This window comes from Tenacibaculum todarodis (assembly GCF_001889045.1).
Lineage (GTDB): Bacteria > Bacteroidota > Bacteroidia > Flavobacteriales > Flavobacteriaceae > Polaribacter > Polaribacter todarodis.
In genome coordinates this window covers 69,742-90,090 of sequence record NZ_CP018155.1, presented here as the reverse complement: position 1 = coordinate 90,090, position 20,349 = coordinate 69,742, and the positions used below count along the sequence as shown (strand labels likewise).

Below are 20,349 nucleotides of genomic sequence, written 5' to 3'. Positions count from 1 at the left end.
GATGAAGAAATTAATTACATATTTTATTAAATACCCGGTAGCAGTAAATATTTTTATTATTGCATTTTTAGTATTTGGTTCTGTGGGAGCATTAAGTATGAAGTCTTCTTTTTTCCCTTTAACAGATTCCGAATTAATAAATATTTCCCTAACGTATCCAGGAGCTTCACCTGCAGAAATAGAAGAAGGCGTAGTCTTAAAAATTGAAGACAATTTAAAAGGAATTGTTGGTGTAGAACGTGTTACATCAGTTTCTAGAGAAAATTCTGCAACAGTAAGTATAGAAGTAGAAAAAGGGAAAGATATAGATGTTGTTTTATCGGATGTAAAAAATGCGGTAGACAGAGTTCCCTCATTTCCTTCCGGAATGGAACCTGCAGTAATTGCTAAGGTAGAAAACATAAGGCCAACTATTAGTTTTACTGTAAGCGGACAAAACCTGTCTTTAAAATCGATTAAACAATATGCTAGAAATGTAGAAAACGATATTCGTGGTTTAGAAGGAATATCTCAAGTTGCTATTTCTGGTTTTCCAGACGAAGAAATAGAAATTGCAGTAAGAGAAAACGATTTAAGAGCTTATAATTTAACCTTTGCAGAAGTTTCTAGTGCAGTAACTAATTCTAACCTTTTGGTTACTGGTGGTAACATAAAAACTGCCGAAGAAGATTATTTAATTAGAGCAAGTAACCGATTTTATTATGGTTCTGAATTGAGAAACTTAATTGTTAGAACAGAATCGAACGGAAATATTATCCGACTAAAAGACATCGCAGAAGTTAGAGACTCTTGGTCAGAAACACCAGACAGATTATATTACAACGGAAATTTAGCAATTGATGTTACAGTAAGTAACACAAATAACGAAGATTTACTTTCATCTGCAGAAAAAATTAAAGAATACATACACAAATACAATCAAGAAAACCAAAACGTACAATTAAGTATTACTAGCGATAGAAGTGTAACTTTAAACGGAAGAACGCAATTATTGATAGAAAACGGTGTGGTTGGTATTTTATTAGTACTCTTCTTTTTAGCACTATTTTTAAACTTACGTTTAGCGATTTGGGTAGCTTTTGGATTGCCAATTGCCTTTTTTGGGATGTTTATTTTTGCAGCTCAATTTGATGTTACTATCAATATTTTATCGCTATTTGGGATGATTATAGTAATTGGTATTTTGGTAGATGATGGAATTGTAATTGGAGAAAATATTTATCATCATTATTACGATTTAGGAAAATCTAAAATTCAGGCAGCAATAGATGGTACAATGGAAGTTATTCCACCAATTGTTTCGGCAATTTTAACTACAATTATTGCTTTTTCAACATTCTTTTTTGTTGATGGAAGAATCGGTAATTTCTTTGGAGAAGTTGCTACAATTGTACTAATTACATTATCGGTTTCTTTAATTGAAGCTTTAATTATTTTGCCAGCGCATATTGCACATTCTAAAGCATTAGATAGGGATCGTTTAGAAAATGGACAAGTAAAAAAGAAAAATGCTATTGATGCTTTTTTTAAAAATGTAAATAAATGGGCAGATAAGTTTTTAGTAAAAATAAGAGATACTTATTATGTGCCTTTTTTAAAGTTTTCATTAAACAACAAAATATTTTCATTCTCAATTCCTATTGCTTTGGTAATTTTTAGCATAATGGCAATGAATGCAGGTATTGTAAAACAATCCTTTTTTCCAAAAGTTGCAAGTGATAGCGTTAAAATTACTTTAGTAATGCCGCAAGGTACCAACGAACAAATTACAGATTCTATTATATCATCTATAGAAGAAAAAGTTTGGTTGATAAATAAAGAATATTCAGAAAAACAATCTGGAGATTTAGATGTGGTAGAAAACGTAATAAAACGTGTAGGACCAGGAAGTGCAAATGCAACGTTAACAGTAAATTTATTACCTGGTGAAGCAAGAGATTTTTCATCGCCAGAAATAACAAATGCTATCACAGACAAAGTTGGTAAAGTAAACGGCGTAGAAAGTTTAGTTTTTGGTTCTGGGGGAAATTTTGGTGGTAGTCCAGTTGCAATTTCTTTATTAGGGAATAATATTAATGAACTAAAATCTGCAAAACAAGACTTAAAACAAGCGTTAGAAAACAATCCACTTTTAAAAGATATTTCTGATAATGATCCGGCAGGAATTAAAGAAGTAAGCATCGTTTTAAAAGACAATGCATATTTATTAGGCTTAAATTTACAATCTGTAATGGCACAAGTACGTGCTGGTTTCTTTGGTTTTCAGGCACAGCGTTTTCAACGTGGACAAGACGAAATTAAAGTTTGGGTTCGTTACGATAAAAAAGACAGATCGTCTATTAAAAATTTAGATGATATGCGTATTGTTACTCCAACCGGAACAAGAATACCGTTTTCTGAAATTGCAAACTATACCATAGAAAGAGGAGATATTGCAATTAATCACTTAGACGGGAAAAGAGAAATTCAAATAACGGCAGATTTAAAAGATTTAGAATCTAGTGAAACCGAAGTTTTAGATAACATTAGGCAAAATGTAATGCCAGATATTTTATCTAAATACCATAGTGTAACACCATTGTATGAAGGTCAGAATAGAGAAGCAAAGAAAACCACAGACTCTGTTGCAGTTATTTGGCCAATTATTTTAATGTTAATATACATTGTAATTGCATTTACATTCCGTTCTTACAGCCAACCAATATTATTAATTATAATGATTCCTTTTAGTATGATTGGAGTAGTTTGGGGACATTATATTCATAATTTTTCAATAGGAATTTTATCCTTTTTAGGAATAATTGCACTTATTGGTATTATGGTAAATGACGGTTTGGTGTTAATAGGTAAATTTAACAATGCCTTAAAAGAAGGATTAAAATTTGATGATGCAATTATTAACGCGGGGCAATCTCGTTTTAGAGCCATTTTCTTAACAACTTTAACAACTGTTGCTGGTTTAGCACCATTAATGTTAGAAAAAAGTAGACAAGCACAATTTTTAATTCCGATGGCTATTTCTATTTCATACGGAATTATGATAGCAACAGTTTTAACCTTAGTAATGCTACCATTATTACTATCGGTTTCCAACTCTATAAAAGTGGGAATAAAGTGGTTAAAAACAGGAGATAACATTACTAAAGAAGAAGTAGAAAGAGCAATTATAGAATCTAAATTTGATGAAAATGAAGGTCATTAAAAACACAATACTAATAGTCGCTTTTTTAACGACTTTAAAAGGAATTTCTCAAGAAATTTTAACAAAAAAAGAAGCACTAGCAATAACCTTAGAAAACAACTTTGGTGTTAAAATTGCAAACAATAATTTAGAAGTTGCTAAAAACAATACAAGTATTTACAATACTGGTTTTTTACCAACAGCTTCTATTTCTTCAGGTGCAAATTATAGAAATGAAAGTCAGACTATTAATAGACAAGACGGAACTTCTACAACAATTAACGGAGCAATTACAAAAAGTTATAATGCTTCTTTAAATTTAAATTATACAATTTTTGATGGTTTGGGTAGAAAGTATAACTATCAGCAATTAAAAGAAACCTATAATTTAACGGAATTACAAGCCAAAAAAACTATTGAAAACACCTATTTACAGTTGTTTACAACGTATTTTCAAATAGCAAGATTGGCTGAAAATAGCAATAATTTAAGTGAAGCTTTAGCTATTTCTAAACAACGTTTAAAACGTGCAACCTATCAATATGAATACGGACAATCTACAAAATTAGAGTTGTTAAATGCTGAAGTTGATATTAATAATGATAGCATTACATTGATAAATGCTAAACAACAATTAAGCAATGCAAAACGTGGGTTAAATGTAATTTTAGGTGTAGAGAAAGAGGTTAATTATGATGTAGAAACTGAAGTAGCTTTTAATAAAATGTTGAATTTTGATGATCTACATCAAAAAACAATTGCTAATAATGCTACTTTAAAACAAAATGAAAAGAACATTGCAATTAGTGAATTCAATATTAAAATAAATAAGACTAACTACTTACCTACTTTAGGTTTAAATACTTCGTATGGTTGGAATAAAAGCGAAAACCCTTCAACTTCTTTTTTAGCAGCCTCTACTTCCAACGGATTAAATGCTGGTTTAAGTTTATCTTGGAATTTATTTGATGGAGGAAGTACTAAAACACGTGTTGCAAATGCCAAAATTGCCTTAGAAAACCAAGAAATACTTTTAGAACAACAAAAAATAACAATAGGTAATACATTAAAAAACACTTGGGAGAATTACCAAAATCAATTATTTATTCTACAAGCTCAAGAGAAAAACGTGTTAACTACTCAAAACAATTTTGAAAGAACACAAGAGCGTTATAAATTAGGACAAGTAACTTCTATAGAATTTAGACAAGCTCAAATAAATTTAATTAATTCTAAAACTGCTTTAAACAATGCTAAATTTGATGCAAAATTAATTGAATTACAATTGCTTCAATTAAGTGGACAGATATTAAATGTAGCGTTTTAAATAAACTACAACTTATATTAAATAAAGCAGCTAAATAGCTGCTTTATTTTTGGATTCTATAAATTAGAGAATATGTTCTTCTCTTGTATGCTTTTTAATTGCTTTGTTTGATAAGAAAACCCCAATAGCAAGAGATATAAATGCACCTGTTGCAATACCAGGAACAAAATCTATAAATAGGAAGAAATCATAAGCACCATGAAATAATGTTGCTGCTAACAATCCAAATAAGTTAAGTGTTGTTTTGTTTGAAGAAAATTTAGCTTTCCCCATAAAATACCCCATTAAAATTGCAAATGTTGCATGTGCTGGAACTGCTGTAAATGCTCTTAAAACTCCGGTTGATGCTCCGTGCTGAAAAGTATATAGTACATTTTCTAAAGCTGCAAACCCCATGGAAACCATTACTGCATATACAATACCATCAAAAGGTTCGTTAAACTCTTTATTGTTTTGAGCGTAATATTTTACAATTACAAACTTAGCAAACTCTTCTACTAAGGCAACTACTACAAATGCTTGTATAAATTGCTGAATAATGCTTTTAGAATCTGTTAAAGGTATTAAGTTGATTAATATTCCGCTTAAAATTGCTGTAATTAGAACGCTTACTGTTGCTCCTAACATAAAGTTTTTAAATAAAAACTTTATAGGTTCTTTTTCAAACTTATCTTTAAAATAGATGTATAAAATAATGACCATTACTGGCGCAACTGCTAAAAGTAGTAAGTTCATTTTGTGAATATACGGATTTTAAATATTGAGATTCCTGTTTTCACAGGAATGACAGTTATTTCTTCGGGAGAAAAACTTCTGCCATCATACAGCGTGCGCTTCCGCCTCCACAGGTTTCTATAGTTGTTAAATCGGAATGAATTATAGTAGCGTGTTTTTCTATTTTTTGTAATTGCATCGCTGTTAGCGAATTGTATGCAGAAGTACTCATTATTAAAAACTTTTTATTGTCTTTTCCAATAACCTGTAACATATTTCCGGCAAATTGCTGTACCTGTTTTTCGGTAATATCAATAACTTCTTTACCGTCTGACTTTAAGTTTTTCACAACGTTTTTACGTTCTTTTTTATCGTCAATAGAACTTAAACAAATTACCGCAAAAGTTTCTGCAATACACATCATAACATTGGTGTGGTAAATTGCTTCTCTGCTATCTTGCACGGTTTGATTTGCTGTAAAAATTATTGGAGTATATTCAAAATCTTCACAAAATTCTATAAATAACTCCTCTTCAGCTCGTGGAGAAATGGCGCAATATGCTTTTCTATTTTGTCTGTCTAAAATCATACTTCCAGTACCTTCAAGAAAAATTTGTTCTTCTTCGGCTTCTGTATAATCTATTACATTTTCTATTTTAAAACCTTCTTTTTCTAAAGTTTCTAAAACGTCTTCTCTTCTTTCTAATCTTCTATTTTCTGCAAACATTGGGTAGATTGCTACATCTCCGTTTTCGTGAAAAGAAATCCAGTTATTAGGAAAAAGTGCGTCTGGAGTATCTGGCTCTTTGGCGTCTTCAACAACAATAACTTTTATTCCGTTTTGTTGTAATTTGACTACAAAAACATCAAATTCTTGTTGTGCTTTAGCATTAATAGCAGCTGGCAACATGTCTTTTAAAGATTGTTGATAATAGTTATTTACTGCTGTTTGTTCATTCATCCTAAAACTTGCTGGACGAACCATTAAAATAGTATTGGTAGTTTGTTGCATTTTCTATTGTTTGATAAAAAATTAATCTCTAATTAAAGGCATTGTACTACAACGTAACAAACCTTCTTGTTTAGAAATTTCTGAATATGGTACTTCTTCTACAGTAATTCCGTTTTTACGTAACCAAGTGTTTAATCTTGTAAAGTTCTTTTCCGAGATAACTACATCTTCAGAAATAGAAAAAATATTACTATTCATATTATACATTTCTTCTTTAGAAATGATAAAACAATTTTCTTTTCCGAAGTAGTTTAATAACCATTCATATTCTTCTTCTTCTAAGAAACCTTCTTTATGTAAAATTGCTTTATTTTTCCCTACTGGTTGAAAGCAACAATCTAAATGCAAGGCATTATCTCTTGGATTTGTTTGAGATTTTCTAAGATTAAATGATTTTACTTTTTTATGTGGAAAGGTTTTCTCAATAAATTCAACCCCTTGCGTGTTTGTTCTTGCTACAATATAATCTGGATAATCTTCACCTCTATAAGTTCCTATAAAAATGTAATCATTCCAAAGCATAACATCTCCTCCTTCAATATGTACTTCTTCTGGAGGCCGAATAACTTTGACCGGATTAATTTGATCTATAACATATTGTAATGCCTCTAACTCTACTTCTCTATCTGGTAAAATATTTGCTTTAACAAAAACATCGTCAATAACAAACGCTATGTCTCTTGCAAAAATTTGGTTACAATTTTCTATTAATTCAGGTCTATAAACTTTTACGTTGTATTTCTTAAAAACAGCAGCAACAGCTTCCATTTCTTTTACCATATCTTCTTCTAAAGGATATGTTCCTGCTTTTATATGTTCTAACGATTTAGGATCATAAGCTTCTTCCAAACTAGGTGTTGGACCATTACTTTTAGCAGTTCCAAGAACTACAGCTCTTAATCTAGAAATTTCGTTTTTTACGTTTAATTTTAGCATGGGCAAATATAAAAAAAAAGCTTCATGTTAAACATGAAGCTTTTTTTAAAAAATTTGTTAAATATATCTTATCTATTAGAGATATCTTTAAATGGTCTAAAGTTTTCTCCTGTATAAACTTGACGTGGACGTCCAATTGGCTCTTTACCTAAACGCATTTCTCTCCATTGAGCAATCCAACCTGGTAAACGACCTAATGCAAACATTACTGTAAACATTTCTACAGGAATTCCCATAGCTCTATAAATTATACCTGAATAAAAATCTACATTTGGATATAATTTACGTTTTACAAAATAATCATCATTTAATGCTTCTTGTTCTAAACCTTTTGCTATATCAAGAATAGGATCATTAACTCCTAATTCTTTTAAAACTTCATCAGCTGCAACTTTAATGATCTTTGCACGAGGATCAAAGTTTTTATATACTCTATGTCCAAAGCCCATTAAACGGAAAGGATCATTTTTATCTTTTGCTTTTGCCATGTACTTCTTAGTATCACCGCCATCTTCTTTAATTGCTTCTAGCATTTCTAAAACTGCTTGGTTAGCTCCACCATGAAGTGGTCCCCAAAGTGCAGATATTCCAGCAGAAAGAGAAGCAAATAAACCTGCGTGAGAAGAACCTACAATTCTTACTGTAGAAGTAGAACAGTTTTGCTCGTGATCTGCATGTAAGATTAATAATTTATCTAAAGCATTTACTAAAACTTCATTTTGAACATACTCTTCATTAGGTTGTTCAAACATCATTTTTAAAACATTTTCTACGTATCCTAAAGATTTTGATCCATAGTTTAATGGTAAACCTTGTTTTTTACGCATAGTCCAAGCTACTAATACAGGAAATTTTCCTAATATTTTAACTACAGAATTATACATATCCTCTTCTGAATCTACATTGACAGAGCTAGGATTAAAAGCTGTTAAAGCAGAAGTTAATGAAGATAAAACTCCCATTGGATGCGCATTTTTAGGAAAAGCATCAATGATTTTTTTAATATCATCATCTACAATAGACTTATCTTTTATATCTGAATGAAATTTCTCTAATTGTTCTTTAGTTGGTAATTCTCCAAAAATTAAAGCATAAGCAACTTCTAAAAAGTCAGCTTTTTCTGCTAATTCTTCTATAGAATAACCTCTATAACGTAAAATACCTTCTTCACCATTTAAAAAAGTAATAGCACTTTGGCAAGAACCTGTGTTTTTATAACCTGGATCTATAGTGGTAACACCACCAGTTGCGCCTCTAAGCGTTTTTATATCAATTGCTACTTCATTTTCTGTTCCTGTAATTAAAGGAAACTCATATTGATTATCACCTATTTGTAATTTTGCTATATCTGACATTTTTTAAACTTATTTTTAATATTGAAGTGAAGCACGAAGATACCAAAATTAAAGCATTTTAAAAATATCCTTGCATAGATTTTTAGTATCTCTAAATTGTTTATTCTTATTTATTCAATTCATAAAAAAACCTCACTATTCTAGGGTTAGAATGTGAGGTTTATAAATTTACTTAATTTAATTTATAATTTAAAAGCTTTTTCCTGTGGAAAATAAGCTACATCTGCTAATTGTTCTTCTATACGAAGTAATTGATTGTACTTTGCCATTCTATCTGAACGAGATGCAGAACCAGTTTTTATTTGTCCACAATTTAAAGCAACTGCTAAATCGGCAATTGTATTATCTTCAGTTTCTCCAGATCTATGACTCATAACTGAAGTATAACCTGCATTATGTGCCATGTTTACAGCTGCAATTGTTTCTGTTAAAGTTCCTATTTGATTAACTTTTATTAAAATTGAATTAGCTGTATTTGTGCTTATCCCTTTAGATAAACGCTCTACATTAGTGACAAATAAATCGTCTCCAACTAATTGTACTTTATCTCCAATCTTTTCGGTTAAATACTTCCAACCTTCCCAATCGTTTTCATCCATACCGTCTTCAATAGAAATAATAGGGTAATTTTCAGAAAGCTCAGCTAAATAATCTGCTTGTTCTTTACTTGTTCTTATTTTCCCTGTACTTCCTTCAAACTTAGTATAATCGTATTTTCCGTCTACAAAAAATTCTGCTGCAGCACAATCTAAAGCAATCATAACATCGTCTCCTAACTTATAACCTGCATTATCAACAGCTTTTTTAATAGTATCTAAAGCATCTTCTGTTCCACCTTCTAAATTGGGTGCAAAACCTCCTTCATCACCAACTGCTGTTGATAAATTACGGTCATGTAATACTTTCTTTAAATTATGGAAAATCTCAGATCCCATTTGCATAGTATGCGTAAAATTCTTCGCTTTTACTGGCATAACCATAAACTCTTGGAATGCAATTGGAGCATCTGAATGAGAACCTCCATTAATAATATTCATCATTGGAACTGGCAACGTATTTGCTGAAACCCCTCCAACATATCTGTATAATGGCATTCCTAATTCATTTGCTGCTGCTTTTGCAACTGCTAAAGAAACACCTAAAATTGCATTTGCTCCTAATTTAGCTTTGTTTGGAGTACCATCTAAATCAATCATTGCTTGATCAATTGCGTTTTGTTCAAAAACAGAAACTCCTAATAAGTTTTCAGCTATTAATGTATTTACATTTTTAACAGCATTTAAAACTCCTTTACCCATATAATCTTTTCCTCCATCACGTAATTCTACAGCTTCGTGTTCTCCTGTAGAAGCTCCAGAAGGAACTGCAGCTCTACCTAAAACTCCATTATCTGTAGTTACATCTACTTCTATAGTTGGGTTACCTCTTGAATCAAAGATTTGACGTGCGTGAATGTTAATTATAATACTCATAATAGTTGTTATTTTTTACTTGCAATTTAATAAAAGCTATGTTTTATTCTATTTTTTAAATGTAATTTCTACGAAAACGTTTACGCTTGTACCTGTTTTGTCTTTTTTATATTCTCTATAAATTGATCAAATAAATATTCCGAATCGTGAGGTCCAGGACTTGCTTCTGGGTGATATTGTACAGAAAACACATTTTTAGATTTCATTTTAATACCTGCAACTGTATTATCATTTAAATGTACATGCGTAATTTCTACATCGGAATGTGCCTCAGTTTCTTCTCTATTAATAGCAAAACCATGATTTTGAGAAGTTATTTCTCCTTTACCCGTTAATAGGTTTTTTACAGGATGATTGATTCCTCTATGTCCATTATGCATTTTGTAGGTTGAAATTCCGTTTGCTAACGCAATAACTTGATGTCCTAAACAAATTCCAAATAAAGGAGAATCGCTCTTTATAATTTCTTTTGCGGTATTAATTGCATCGGTTAAAGGTTCTGGATCTCCAGGGCCATTTGAAATAAAATACCCATCTGGATTAAATGAACTTAATTCTTCGAAACTTGAATTATAAGGATACACTTTAATATATGCTCCTCTTTTTACTAAGTTTCTTAAAATATTCTTTTTAATTCCAATATCTAAAGCAGCTATTTTAATTTCGGAATTTTCATCACCAACAAAATAAGGTTCCTTCGTAGATACTTTAGAGGCAAGTTCTAAACCTTCCATATTTGGAGTTCCAGCTAACTGTTTTTTTAATTCATCAATGTTATCAACATCAGTAGAAATAATAGCATTCATTGCTCCATTATCTCTTATATAAGAAACTAATGCACGAGTATCTACATCAGAAATTGCTACTAAATTGTGTTCTTTAAACCAATCAAATAAATTTCCATCAGAATCTACACGAGAATGTGTAAAACTAAAGTTACGGCAAATTAAACCTGAAATTTTAATTCCATCAGATTCAACTTCGTTATTATTAATTCCATAGTTACCTATATGTGCATTGGTTGTTACCATTAACTGTCCAAAATAAGATGGATCAGTAAATATTTCTTGATAACCAGTCATACCTGTATTAAAACAGATTTCACCAGTAGATGTTCCTTCTATTCCTACAGATTTTCCATAAAAAATGGTTCCGTCTGCTAATAAAACTAGGGCTTTTTTACGTGATTGATATTTCATTGGATGTGTTGTGTTGTTGTGTGTTTGTTGCAAAAATAATATAAAAAAAAGGATAAACTAAATAGTTTATCCTTTTGTATATGTGAATTATAAAAATTTCATTTTTATTCTTCAGTTTTCTCTTCAGTCTTTGTATCAACTGATTCCACTGCTGCTTCAGCTTTGCTTCCTCCACGACGGCTACGACGAGTAGTTTTCTTAGCTTTGTTTCCTTTAGGGTTATATAATTCGTTGTAATCAACTAATTCTACCATTGCCATTGGAGCGTTATCTCCTTGACGGTTTCCTAATTTGATAATACGAATATATCCTCCTGGACGATCAGCAACTTTTACAGATATTTCTTTGAATAATTCTGTTACAGCATGTTTATCGCGTAAGTAACTAAATACTGTTCTACGATTGTGTGTTGTATCTGATTTAGACTTAGTAATTAAAGGCTCAATATACTGACGTATAGCTTTAGCTTTTGCTACTGTTGTGTTAATACGCTTGTGTTCTATTAAAGAACATGCCATATTTGCTAACATTGCTTTTCTATGCGCTGTTTGCCTTCCTAAATGATTAAATTTCTTTCCGTGTCTCATGACCTTTGTGTGTTTGCTTTCATCTTGCTTCTACTCATTATTGAGGAGCAAAGTTATGAAAGGTTAATCTTTATCTAATTTGTATTTGCTTAAATCCATTCCAAAACTTAGGCTTTTATTAATCACTAACTCTTCTAATTCAGTTAATGATTTTTTACCAAAGTTTCTAAACTTCATTAAATCACTTTTGTTAAATGATACTAAGTCTCCTAAAGTATCTACTTCTGCAGCTTTTAAACAGTTTAATGCACGTACAGATAAATCCATATCGATTAAACGAGTTTTAAGCAACTGACGCATGTGTAATGATTCTTCATCATATGTTTCAGTTTGTGCAATTTCATCTGCCTCTAAAGTGATACGCTCATCAGAGAATAACATAAAGTGGTGGATTAAAATTTTAGCTGCTTCTGTTAATGCATCTTTAGGGTTAATAGAACCGTCAGTATCAATATCGAAAACTAATTTTTCGTAATCTGTTTTTTGTTCTACTCTAAAATTTTCTACTGCATATTTTACATTCTTTATAGGAGTGTAAATAGAATCAGTAAAAATAGTTCCTAAAGGAGCATTTGCTTTTTTATTTTCTTCTGCTGGAACAAATCCTCTACCTTTTTCGATAGTGATTTCGGCGTTAAACTTAACCGACTTGTCCATATTACAAATAACTAAATCTGGATTTAAAACTTGAAATCCTGAAGTAAATTTTTGTAAATCACCAGCTGTAAGCTGATCTTGACCTGATACTGAAATTGATACAGTTTCTCTGTCAGACTCTTCTATTTGTTTCTTAAAACGAACTTGTTTTAAGTTTAAGATAATTTCAGTTACGTCTTCTACAACACCTTTAATTGTTGAAAATTCGTGCTCAACACCATCAACTCTTAATGATGTAATTGCAAAACCTTCTAAAGATGATAATAAAACTCTACGTAAAGCATTACCTACTGTTAAACCAAAACCTGGTTCTAGAGGTCTGAATTCAAATCTACCAGAAAAATCTGTAGATTCGATCATAATTACTTTATCGGGCTTTTGAAAATTTAAAATTGCCATTATTTTTCTTCTTTTTAATTGTCATTCAGTTGCGCGGTTTATAAGTGTGAAGAATTACGAATAAACCCTTTGGCTGAATTTCAATATTATTAAATTATTACTTAGAATATAATTCTACGATTAATTGTTCTTTGAATGTTTCTGGGATTTGTAATCTTTCTGGAGCTTTTACAAATGTTCCAGATTTTTGATCGTTGTTCCAAGTTAACCATTCATAAACTGCACTGTTAGACGCTAAAGCATCTTCAATTGCTACTAATGATTTAGACTTTTCTCTTACAGCAATTACATCTCCTGCTTGTACAGAATAAGAAGGGATATTTACAATCTCTCCGTTTACAGTAATGTGACGGTGAGAAACTAATTGACGAGCTCCACTTCTAGATTTTGATACACCTAAACGGTATACTACATTATCTAAACGAGCTTCACAAAGTTGTAATAAAACTTCACCAGTAATACCTCCAGCAGCTTGTGCTTTCTTAAATAAATTACTGAATTGACGCTCTAATATACCATAAGCATATTTAGCTTTTTGCTTCTCCATTAATTGAGTTGCATATTCAGATTTCTTACCTCTTCTTCTAGCGTTTCCATGCTGTCCTGGTGGGTAATTTCTTTTTTCGAAGTTTTTATCATCTCCGAAGATTGCTTCGCCAAACTTACGAGCAATTTTAGTTTTTGGTCCTGTATATCTTGCCATTTCTTTTTGTTTTTGATAGGGATTATGAATTAAGGCTTAATCCTTCGATAATCTAATTCCTATCTATTAAAATATTAATTATTAAACTCTTCTTCTCTTTGGTGGACGACATCCATTATGTGGCATTGGAGTAACATCGATAATTTCTGTTACTTCTATACCTGCATTATGAATAGATCTGATTGCAGATTCTCTACCGTTACCAGGTCCTTTAACATACACTTTTACTTTACGTAAACCCGCTTCTTTAGCTGGTGCCGCACAGTCTTCTGCTGCTAATTGAGCTGCATAAGGAGTATTCTTTTTAGAACCTCTAAAGCCCATTTTACCTGCAGATGACCAAGAGATTACATCTCCTTTTTTGTTTGTTAAAGAAATAATAATATTGTTAAAAGATGCAGTTACATGTGCTTCTCCAACAGATTCTATTATAACCTTACGTTTTTTTGAACTTGATTTTGCCATAATTTTTAAGTTTTAGTAATTTAGTTTTCTAACTTGAAAGTTTAATAACTTCTATTAGATCTTTATTACTTTATCTAACTTTATTTTTTCTTGTTAGCTACAGTTTTACGCTTACCTTTTCTTGTACGAGAGTTGTTTTTAGTTCTCTGACCTCTTAAAGGAAGACTCATCCTGTGACGAATTCCTCTTTGACATCCGATATCCATTAAACGCTTAATGCTTATCTGAACTTCAGAACGTAATTCACCTTCAATAGTGAATGTACCTACTTGTTCACGGATTGCCGCGATTTGATCATCTGACCAATCTTGAACCTTTACACTTTCGTCAATTTTTGCGTTAGCTAAAATTTCTTGTGCTCTACTTTTTCCTATTCCAAAGATGTACGTTAATGAAATAACACCTCTTTTATTCTTAGGAATATCAATACCTGCTATTCTTGCCATTACCCTTGTCTTTGTTTAAATCTAGGATTTTGTTTATTAATTACGTATAATCTACCTTTTCTGCGAACTATTTTGCAGTCGGCGCTTCTTTTCTTAATAGATGCTCTTACTTTCATCGTTTTAAACTTTATATAGATATTAAAAAATTAATATCTATAGGTTATTCTTGCCTTTGTTAAATCATAAGGACTCATTTCTAACTTTACCTTGTCTCCAGGTAAAAGCTTTATATAATGCATACGCATTTTACCAGAAATGTGTGCTGTTACAATATGTCCGTTTTCTAACTCTACACGAAACATAGCATTAGACAATGCTTCTGTTATGCTTCCGTCTTGTTGAATTGCTGGTTGCTTAGCCATCCTTTTATAATGATTTTCTATTAGTATTACCTGTCTTCATTAAACCATCGTAATGGCTATTTAACAAGTAAGCGTTAATTTGTTGTAGAGTATCAATTGCTACTCCCACCATAATAATTAACGATGTTCCTCCATAAAATAGCGCCCAATTTTGTTGTACTCCAAATTGATATGCTACTGCTGGTAAAATAGATAAGGCAGCCAAGAAAATTGAACCTGGTAAGGTAATTCTTGATAATACTGAATCTAATCTATCTGCTGTATCCTTTCCTGGTCTAATACCTGGAATAAAACCTCCGCTTCTTTTTAAACCTTGAGCCATTTCATCTGTACGAACCGTAATGGCAGTATAGAAATAACTAAAGATTATAATTAATAATGCGAAGATTACGTTATACCACAATCCGTTAATGTCTTGTAAACTAGCTAAAGCTGGAAAACGTTGCGCTAATGCAATTGGCAAAAACATAATTGCTTGTGCAAAAATGATTGGCATTACACCTGCTGCGTTTAACTTTAATGGGATATAATCTCTTGATCCTGCTACATTAGAAATACTTCCTGCAACTGTTCTTCGGGCGTATTGTACCGCAATCTTACGAACTGCTGTAACCAATAACACGGTTAAGAGAATTACTACAAACCAAATAATGATTTCAATTAAAATCATCATTACTCCACCTGCACCAGCGTTTGTTGTCTTAGAAACAAACTCTTGTAAAAATGCTGCTGGAAAGTTAGCAATAATACCAACAGTAATTAATAACGAAATACCGTTACCAACTCCTTTATCAGTAATACGCTCACCTAACCACATAGCAAATATAGTACCTGCACTTAATAAGATTATTGATGAAACCCAAAAAGTAGCACCTCCAACTAAAAATGCAGATTCTGGTAAACCAAATTGCGTTTTAATTGCTGTGATGTATGTTGGTGCTTGAAACAATGTTATTAAAATTGTTAACCAACGTGTTATTTGTGTAATTTTCTTACGACCACTTTCACCATCTTTTTGTAGTTTTTGTAAATAAGGAATTGCTATTCCCATTAACTGTACCACAATAGATGCCGAAATATATGGCATAATACCCAAAGCCATTACAGATGCTCTTGCAAAAGCCCCTCCTGTAAATGCATTTAAAATTCCTAAAAGACCAGAAGATGTACCCTCTTTTAAAGCTGAAAGTTGTAATGGATCTATACCAGGTAATGGTACAGCTGCCATAAAACGATAAACAGCAATTAAACCGATTGTAAGAAGAATTTTGTTTTTCAATTCTTCAATCTTAAATATGTCTCTTAAAGTATTTATAAAATTCATCATTTACATTTAGTATTATAAACTTACTGCTTCACCTCCAGCAGCTTCAATAGCAGCTTTAGCGGTAGCAGTATATTTATGAACAGTAATATTTAATTTAGCTTTTAATTCTCCACCACCTAATATTTTAACTAAGTCGTTCTTACGAACTAAACGGTTTTCTATTAATACTTCTAAATTAATTGTGTCCTCGATTTTTTTAGCGTCAACTAAAGATTGTAATTTATCTAAGTTGATTCCTACATATTCTTTACGATTGATGTTTGTGAAACCGAATTTAGGCACACGTCTTTGTAACGGCATTTGCCCACCTTCGAAACCAATCTTACGAGAATATCCAGAACGAGATTTTTGTCCGTTGTGACCTCTAGTAGCGGTACCACCTTTACCAGAACCTTCACCACGTGCAATTCTCTTAACTTTCTTAACAGATCCTTCTGCTGGTTTTAAGTTGTGTAAACTCATGATTTTTCTTGTCTTATTTAACTTCCTCTACAGAAATTAAGTGTTTAACTGTATTTACCATACCAATAATAGAAGGAGTTGCCTCATGTTCTACTGTTTGGTTCATTCTTCGTAAACCTAATGCCTCTAATGTTCTCTTTTGATTTTTAAGGCGACCAATTTTACTTTTTACTTGTGTAACTTTAATTTTACTCATCGTCTTAAATTTTATCCGTTAAAAACTTTCTCTAAAGAAACTCCTCTTTGCTTAGCAATAGTTGCTGCACTACGTAATTGTAATAAAGCATTAAAAGTTGCTTTTACAACATTGTGAGGATTAGATGATCCTTGAGATTTTGATAATACATCATGTATACCTACAGCATCTAACACCGCACGTACAGCACCACCGGCAATAACTCCAGTACCATGAGAAGCAGGCTTAACAAATACTCTTGCTCCACCAAATTTCCCTTTTTGTTCGTGTGGTAAAGTACCATCTAAAATAGGAATTCTAACTAAATTTTTCTTTGCGTCTTCAATTGCTTTTGCAATTGCTGAAGCAACATCTTTAGATTTTCCTAAACCATGACCTACAACTCCGTTACCATCTCCAACAACAACAATTGCTGAAAAACCAAAAGCTCTACCACCTTTAGTTACCTTAGTTACACGTTGTACGCCTACTAATTTATCTACAAGCTCTAATCCGCTTGGTTTTACTCTTTCTACGTTTTTATATCCTTGCATAATATAACTTCTTAAAATTTTAAACCAGCTTCTCTAGCAGCATCTGCTAAAACTTTAACTCTACCGTGATATAAATATCCGTTTCTATCAAAAGCAACAGTTTCAACACCTGCTTTAGATGCTTTCTCTGCAATTGCTTTACCAACTGCTACTGCTGTTTCTGCTTTAGAACTTGCTGTAATTTCTTTATCTCTTGATGATGCAGCTACTAATGTAACACCGTCAACATCATTTATTATTTGAGCATAGATTTCTTTGTTACTTCTAAAAACCGTTAATCTTGGTTTTATAGCTGTACCAGTAACAATTTTTCTAATTCTATACTTAATACGTTGTCTTCTTTCAAGCTTTGATAATGCCATAACTCTATAAATTATGCAGATTTACCTGCTTTTCTTCTTAATACTTCTCCTACAAACTTAACTCCTTTTCCTTTGTAAGGCTCTGGGCTACGGAAGCCACGGATCTTAGCGGCAACTTGACCAACTAATTGCTTATCATAAGAAGTTAATTTAACTAATGGGTTCTTACCTTTTTCAGATACTGTTTCAACTTTAACTTCTGGAGCTATTTCTAAAACAATATTGTGAGAGTAACCTAATGCTAAATCTAGTTTTTGACCTTGGTTTGAAGCTCTATAACCTACACCAACTAATTCTAATTCCTTAGAAAAACCTTTTGTAGTTCCTTCAACCATGTTATTTATCAAAGCTCTCATTAAACCGTGTTGGGCTTTATGAGTTTTACTTTCTGATGCTCTATCTAGAACGATTTGTGCATCTTCTATCTTTACGGTAATTCCTTCAGAGATAACTTGTGTTAATTCTCCTAATTTACCTTTTACTGTAACCACGTTATCGTTTACTTTAACTTCAACACCTTGTGGTAATGCGATTGGATTTTTTCCTATTCTACTCATTGTACAAAGTGATTAATAAACGTAACATAAAACTTCTCCTCCAACATTCTCTAAACGGGCTTTCTTGTTAGTCATAACACCCTTAGAAGTTGAAACAATAGCAATACCTAAACCATTTAAGACTCTTGGCATTTCTTTTGAGCCTACGTACTTACGTAAACCTGGAGTTGAGATTCTTTGAATCTTTCTGATTACTGACTCTTTTGTGTCACGGTCATACTTTAAAGCTATCTTAATTGTTCCTTGAACTTTATCGTCATTGAACTGATAACTTAAAACGTACCCTTGATCAAACAAAATCTTAGTCATTTCCTTCTTCAAATTTGAAGCAGGAATTTCTACTACTCGGTGTCCTGCACTAATTGCATTTCTTACTCGAGTTAGAAAATCCGCGATTGGATCTGTATACATATTAAATTGATTTGCGATTTTGGTTTTTAATTACCTCTATACTACTTACAGAAAGTGTGTCTTCTGTGATAATTAAACCTTAAATCTGTTAAAATTTGTTATACTCAAAAAAATAGAGCGTGCAAATATACACATTCTATTTTTTATTTTGAGATTTATTTTTTGTTGATTACCAACTTGCTTTTCTAACACCAGGAATTAATCCTTGGTTAGCCATTTCACGAAATGTAACACGTGATATTCCAAACTGACGCATATACCCTTTTGGACGTCCAGTTAATTTACAACGATTGTGCATTCTCACTGGTGAAGCATTCTTTGGTAACTTCTGTAAACCTTCATAGTCTCCAGCTTCTTTTAAAGCTTTACGTTTTTCAGCATATTTTGCAACTGTTGCTGCTCTTTTACGCTCACGTGCTTTCATTGATTCTTTAGCCATCTTCTAGTTCTTTTTAAATGGTAAACCTAATTCAGTTAATAACGATTTAGCCTCCTTATCAGTTGCTGCAGATGTTACAAAAGTAATATCCATACCGTTAATCTTCTTAACTTGGTCTATGTTAATTTCTGGGTAGATGATTTGTTCAGTAACACCTAATGTGTAATTACCTCTACCATCAAAACCATTCGCTTTAATTCCGTTAAAATCTCTTACACGTGGTAAAGAAGCTGTAACTAATCTATCTAAAAATTCGTACATTTTTTCTCCTCTTAACGTAACTTTTGCACCAATTGGCATTCCTTTACGTAATTTGAAGTTTGCAACATCTTTCTTAGATAAAGTTGAAACTGCTTTTTGACCTGTAATAGTTGCTAACTCTTCTAAAGCGTAGTCTATTAATTTCTTATCAGCTATTGCAGCACCAACACCTTTACTTACAACTATCTTTTGTAATTTAGGTACTTGCATTACATTCTTATAACTGAATTCTTCAGTAAGAGCACTTATTACTCTTTCTTTATATTCTGCTTTTAATCTTGGTACGTAACTCATGATTATTATTATTTTTTAGTTTTTTTAGAGACTCTAGTCTTAGTATCTCCATCAACTTTATAACCTACTCTTACAGCAACACCATCTTCTACTAACATAACATTAGAAATATGAATAGAAGCTTCTTTCTTTACGATACCACCTTGAGGATTTGTAGCACTTGGCTTAGTGTGTTTAGACACCATGTTAGCACCTTCAACTATTACTCTATTCTTATCTTTAAGAATTTGTAATACTTTTCCTTCAGTATTTTTACTAGTACCTGTAATTACTTTTACAGTATCTCCTGTTTTTATTTTGAACTTTTGCATCTTATTGGATATTAAAGCACTTCAGGTGCTAATGATACTATCTTCATAAATTGTTTCTCACGTAATTCACGTCCAACAGGTCCAAATACACGTGTTCCTCTCATCTCCTCAGTTGGATTTAAAAGTACACAAGCATTATCATCAAATCTGATGTATGATCCGTCTTTACGTCTTACTTCCTTTTTAGTACGAACAACTACCGCTCTAGAAACTTGACCTTTTTTAACAGATCCGTTAGGAGTTGCAGACTTTACAGTAACTACAATTTTATCTCCTACTCTAGCATAACGCTTTCTTGTTCCTCCTAAAACTCTTATCACTAAAACTTCTTTTGCTCCAGTGTTATCTGCGACTTTTAATCTTGATTCTGTCTGTAACATA

26 protein-coding genes are annotated in these 20,349 nt (G+C 31.8%); 2 read left to right on the top strand and 24 right to left on the bottom strand.

The features are described 5' to 3' along the window. The first annotated feature begins 1 nt into the window (after position 1). Positions 2-3,202: an efflux RND transporter permease subunit gene (locus LPB136_RS00445; protein ID WP_072554252.1), complete on the top strand. Its 3,201-nt coding sequence runs from the start codon at positions 2-4 to the stop codon at positions 3,200-3,202. Further along, a complete protein-coding gene (locus tag LPB136_RS00440) occupies positions 3,189-4,508 on the top strand; it encodes a TolC family protein (protein WP_072554251.1) in 1,320 nt (439 codons plus the stop codon). Before LPB136_RS00445 ends, LPB136_RS00440 begins: the two co-directional genes overlap by 14 nt. A 63-nt stretch (positions 4,509-4,571) precedes the next feature. Here LPB136_RS00440 and LPB136_RS00435 read toward each other — a convergent pair whose 3' ends face one another. From LPB136_RS00435 to rplN, 24 genes are all read right to left on the bottom strand, one after another. Then, positions 4,572-5,243, bottom strand: a complete 672-nt coding sequence (locus tag LPB136_RS00435; RefSeq protein ID WP_072554250.1) for a PrsW family intramembrane metalloprotease — start codon at positions 5,241-5,243, stop codon at positions 4,572-4,574. A 55-nt stretch (positions 5,244-5,298) separates the two neighbouring features. Then, the gene (gene ctlX / locus LPB136_RS00430; RefSeq protein WP_072554249.1) at positions 5,299-6,234 is read right to left on the bottom strand and encodes a citrulline utilization hydrolase CtlX; all 936 of its coding nucleotides are present in this window, start codon (positions 6,232-6,234) and stop codon (positions 5,299-5,301) included. 21 nt (positions 6,235-6,255) lie between these two features. Next, entirely contained in the window at positions 6,256-7,170 is a 915-nt protein-coding gene (locus tag LPB136_RS00425; RefSeq protein WP_072554248.1) for a dimethylarginine dimethylaminohydrolase family protein, read from the bottom strand. 68 nt (positions 7,171-7,238) lie between these two features. Next, positions 7,239-8,525 (bottom strand): citrate synthase, encoded by a 1,287-nt coding sequence (locus LPB136_RS00420; RefSeq protein WP_072554247.1) that lies wholly within the window; start codon positions 8,523-8,525, stop codon positions 7,239-7,241. Positions 8,526-8,707: 182 nt separating this feature from the next. After that, the gene (gene eno, locus LPB136_RS00415; RefSeq protein ID WP_072554246.1) at positions 8,708-9,997 is read right to left on the bottom strand and encodes a phosphopyruvate hydratase; all 1,290 of its coding nucleotides are present in this window, start codon (positions 9,995-9,997) and stop codon (positions 8,708-8,710) included. Between the two features lie 80 nt (positions 9,998-10,077). Beyond that, on the bottom strand, positions 10,078-11,196 hold the full coding sequence (carA, locus tag LPB136_RS00410; protein WP_072554245.1) for a glutamine-hydrolyzing carbamoyl-phosphate synthase small subunit: 1,119 nt from the start codon (positions 11,194-11,196) through the stop codon (positions 10,078-10,080). A 104-nt stretch (positions 11,197-11,300) separates the two neighbouring features. Continuing rightward, positions 11,301-11,783 (bottom strand): 50S ribosomal protein L17, encoded by a 483-nt coding sequence (rplQ, locus tag LPB136_RS00405; RefSeq protein WP_072554244.1) that lies wholly within the window; start codon positions 11,781-11,783, stop codon positions 11,301-11,303. Positions 11,784-11,846: 63 nt separating this feature from the next. Beyond that, positions 11,847-12,839: a DNA-directed RNA polymerase subunit alpha gene (locus LPB136_RS00400; protein WP_072554243.1), complete on the bottom strand. Its 993-nt coding sequence runs from the start codon at positions 12,837-12,839 to the stop codon at positions 11,847-11,849. 97 nt (positions 12,840-12,936) lie between these two features. Beyond that, positions 12,937-13,542: a 30S ribosomal protein S4 gene (rpsD, locus tag LPB136_RS00395; RefSeq protein ID WP_072554242.1), complete on the bottom strand. Its 606-nt coding sequence runs from the start codon at positions 13,540-13,542 to the stop codon at positions 12,937-12,939. A gap of 81 nt (positions 13,543-13,623) precedes the next feature. Next, positions 13,624-14,007, bottom strand: a complete 384-nt coding sequence (rpsK, locus tag LPB136_RS00390) for a 30S ribosomal protein S11 (RefSeq protein WP_072554241.1) — start codon at positions 14,005-14,007, stop codon at positions 13,624-13,626. An 80-nt stretch (positions 14,008-14,087) separates the two neighbouring features. Beyond that, complete coding sequence (gene rpsM, locus LPB136_RS00385; protein ID WP_072554240.1) at positions 14,088-14,453, bottom strand: 30S ribosomal protein S13; 366 nt, start codon at positions 14,451-14,453, stop codon at positions 14,088-14,090. Next, the gene (ykgO, locus tag LPB136_RS00380) at positions 14,453-14,569 is read right to left on the bottom strand and encodes a type B 50S ribosomal protein L36 (RefSeq protein ID WP_072554239.1); all 117 of its coding nucleotides are present in this window, start codon (positions 14,567-14,569) and stop codon (positions 14,453-14,455) included. Before ykgO ends, rpsM begins: the two co-directional genes overlap by 1 nt. A 30-nt stretch (positions 14,570-14,599) precedes the next feature. Further along, on the bottom strand, positions 14,600-14,815 hold the full coding sequence (infA, locus tag LPB136_RS00375; RefSeq protein WP_072554238.1) for a translation initiation factor IF-1: 216 nt from the start codon (positions 14,813-14,815) through the stop codon (positions 14,600-14,602). 4 nt (positions 14,816-14,819) lie between these two features. Further along, a complete protein-coding gene (secY, locus tag LPB136_RS00370; protein WP_072554237.1) occupies positions 14,820-16,139 on the bottom strand; it encodes a preprotein translocase subunit SecY in 1,320 nt (439 codons plus the stop codon). Between the two features lie 15 nt (positions 16,140-16,154). Further along, positions 16,155-16,604 carry a 50S ribosomal protein L15 gene (gene rplO, locus LPB136_RS00365; protein ID WP_072554236.1) on the bottom strand — a complete coding sequence of 150 codons (450 nt, stop codon included), beginning with the start codon at positions 16,602-16,604 and terminating at the stop codon, positions 16,155-16,157. A 13-nt stretch (positions 16,605-16,617) separates the two neighbouring features. Then, the gene (gene rpmD / locus LPB136_RS00360) at positions 16,618-16,800 is read right to left on the bottom strand and encodes a 50S ribosomal protein L30 (RefSeq protein WP_072554235.1); all 183 of its coding nucleotides are present in this window, start codon (positions 16,798-16,800) and stop codon (positions 16,618-16,620) included. Positions 16,801-16,811: 11 nt separating this feature from the next. Next, positions 16,812-17,336, bottom strand: coding sequence for a 30S ribosomal protein S5 (gene rpsE, locus LPB136_RS00355; protein ID WP_072554234.1), 525 nt, complete (start codon positions 17,334-17,336; stop codon positions 16,812-16,814). Between the two features lie 8 nt (positions 17,337-17,344). Then, positions 17,345-17,695, bottom strand: a complete 351-nt coding sequence (gene rplR / locus LPB136_RS00350) for a 50S ribosomal protein L18 (RefSeq protein ID WP_072554233.1) — start codon at positions 17,693-17,695, stop codon at positions 17,345-17,347. Positions 17,696-17,706: 11 nt separating this feature from the next. Beyond that, a complete protein-coding gene (gene rplF / locus LPB136_RS00345) occupies positions 17,707-18,252 on the bottom strand; it encodes a 50S ribosomal protein L6 (RefSeq protein WP_072554232.1) in 546 nt (181 codons plus the stop codon). A 12-nt stretch (positions 18,253-18,264) separates the two neighbouring features. Next, a complete protein-coding gene (gene rpsH, locus LPB136_RS00340) occupies positions 18,265-18,663 on the bottom strand; it encodes a 30S ribosomal protein S8 (protein ID WP_072554231.1) in 399 nt (132 codons plus the stop codon). Between the two features lie 169 nt (positions 18,664-18,832). Next, positions 18,833-19,102, bottom strand: a complete 270-nt coding sequence (gene rpsN, locus LPB136_RS00335; RefSeq protein ID WP_072554230.1) for a 30S ribosomal protein S14 — start codon at positions 19,100-19,102, stop codon at positions 18,833-18,835. Between the two features lie 3 nt (positions 19,103-19,105). Continuing rightward, positions 19,106-19,657: a 50S ribosomal protein L5 gene (gene rplE, locus LPB136_RS00330; protein ID WP_072554229.1), complete on the bottom strand. Its 552-nt coding sequence runs from the start codon at positions 19,655-19,657 to the stop codon at positions 19,106-19,108. Between the two features lie 8 nt (positions 19,658-19,665). Continuing rightward, positions 19,666-19,968, bottom strand: a complete 303-nt coding sequence (gene rplX / locus LPB136_RS00325) for a 50S ribosomal protein L24 (protein ID WP_072554228.1) — start codon at positions 19,966-19,968, stop codon at positions 19,666-19,668. Positions 19,969-19,979: 11 nt separating this feature from the next. Further along, entirely contained in the window at positions 19,980-20,348 is a 369-nt protein-coding gene (gene rplN, locus LPB136_RS00320; protein ID WP_072554227.1) for a 50S ribosomal protein L14, read from the bottom strand. Position 20,349: the final 1 nt, after the last annotated feature.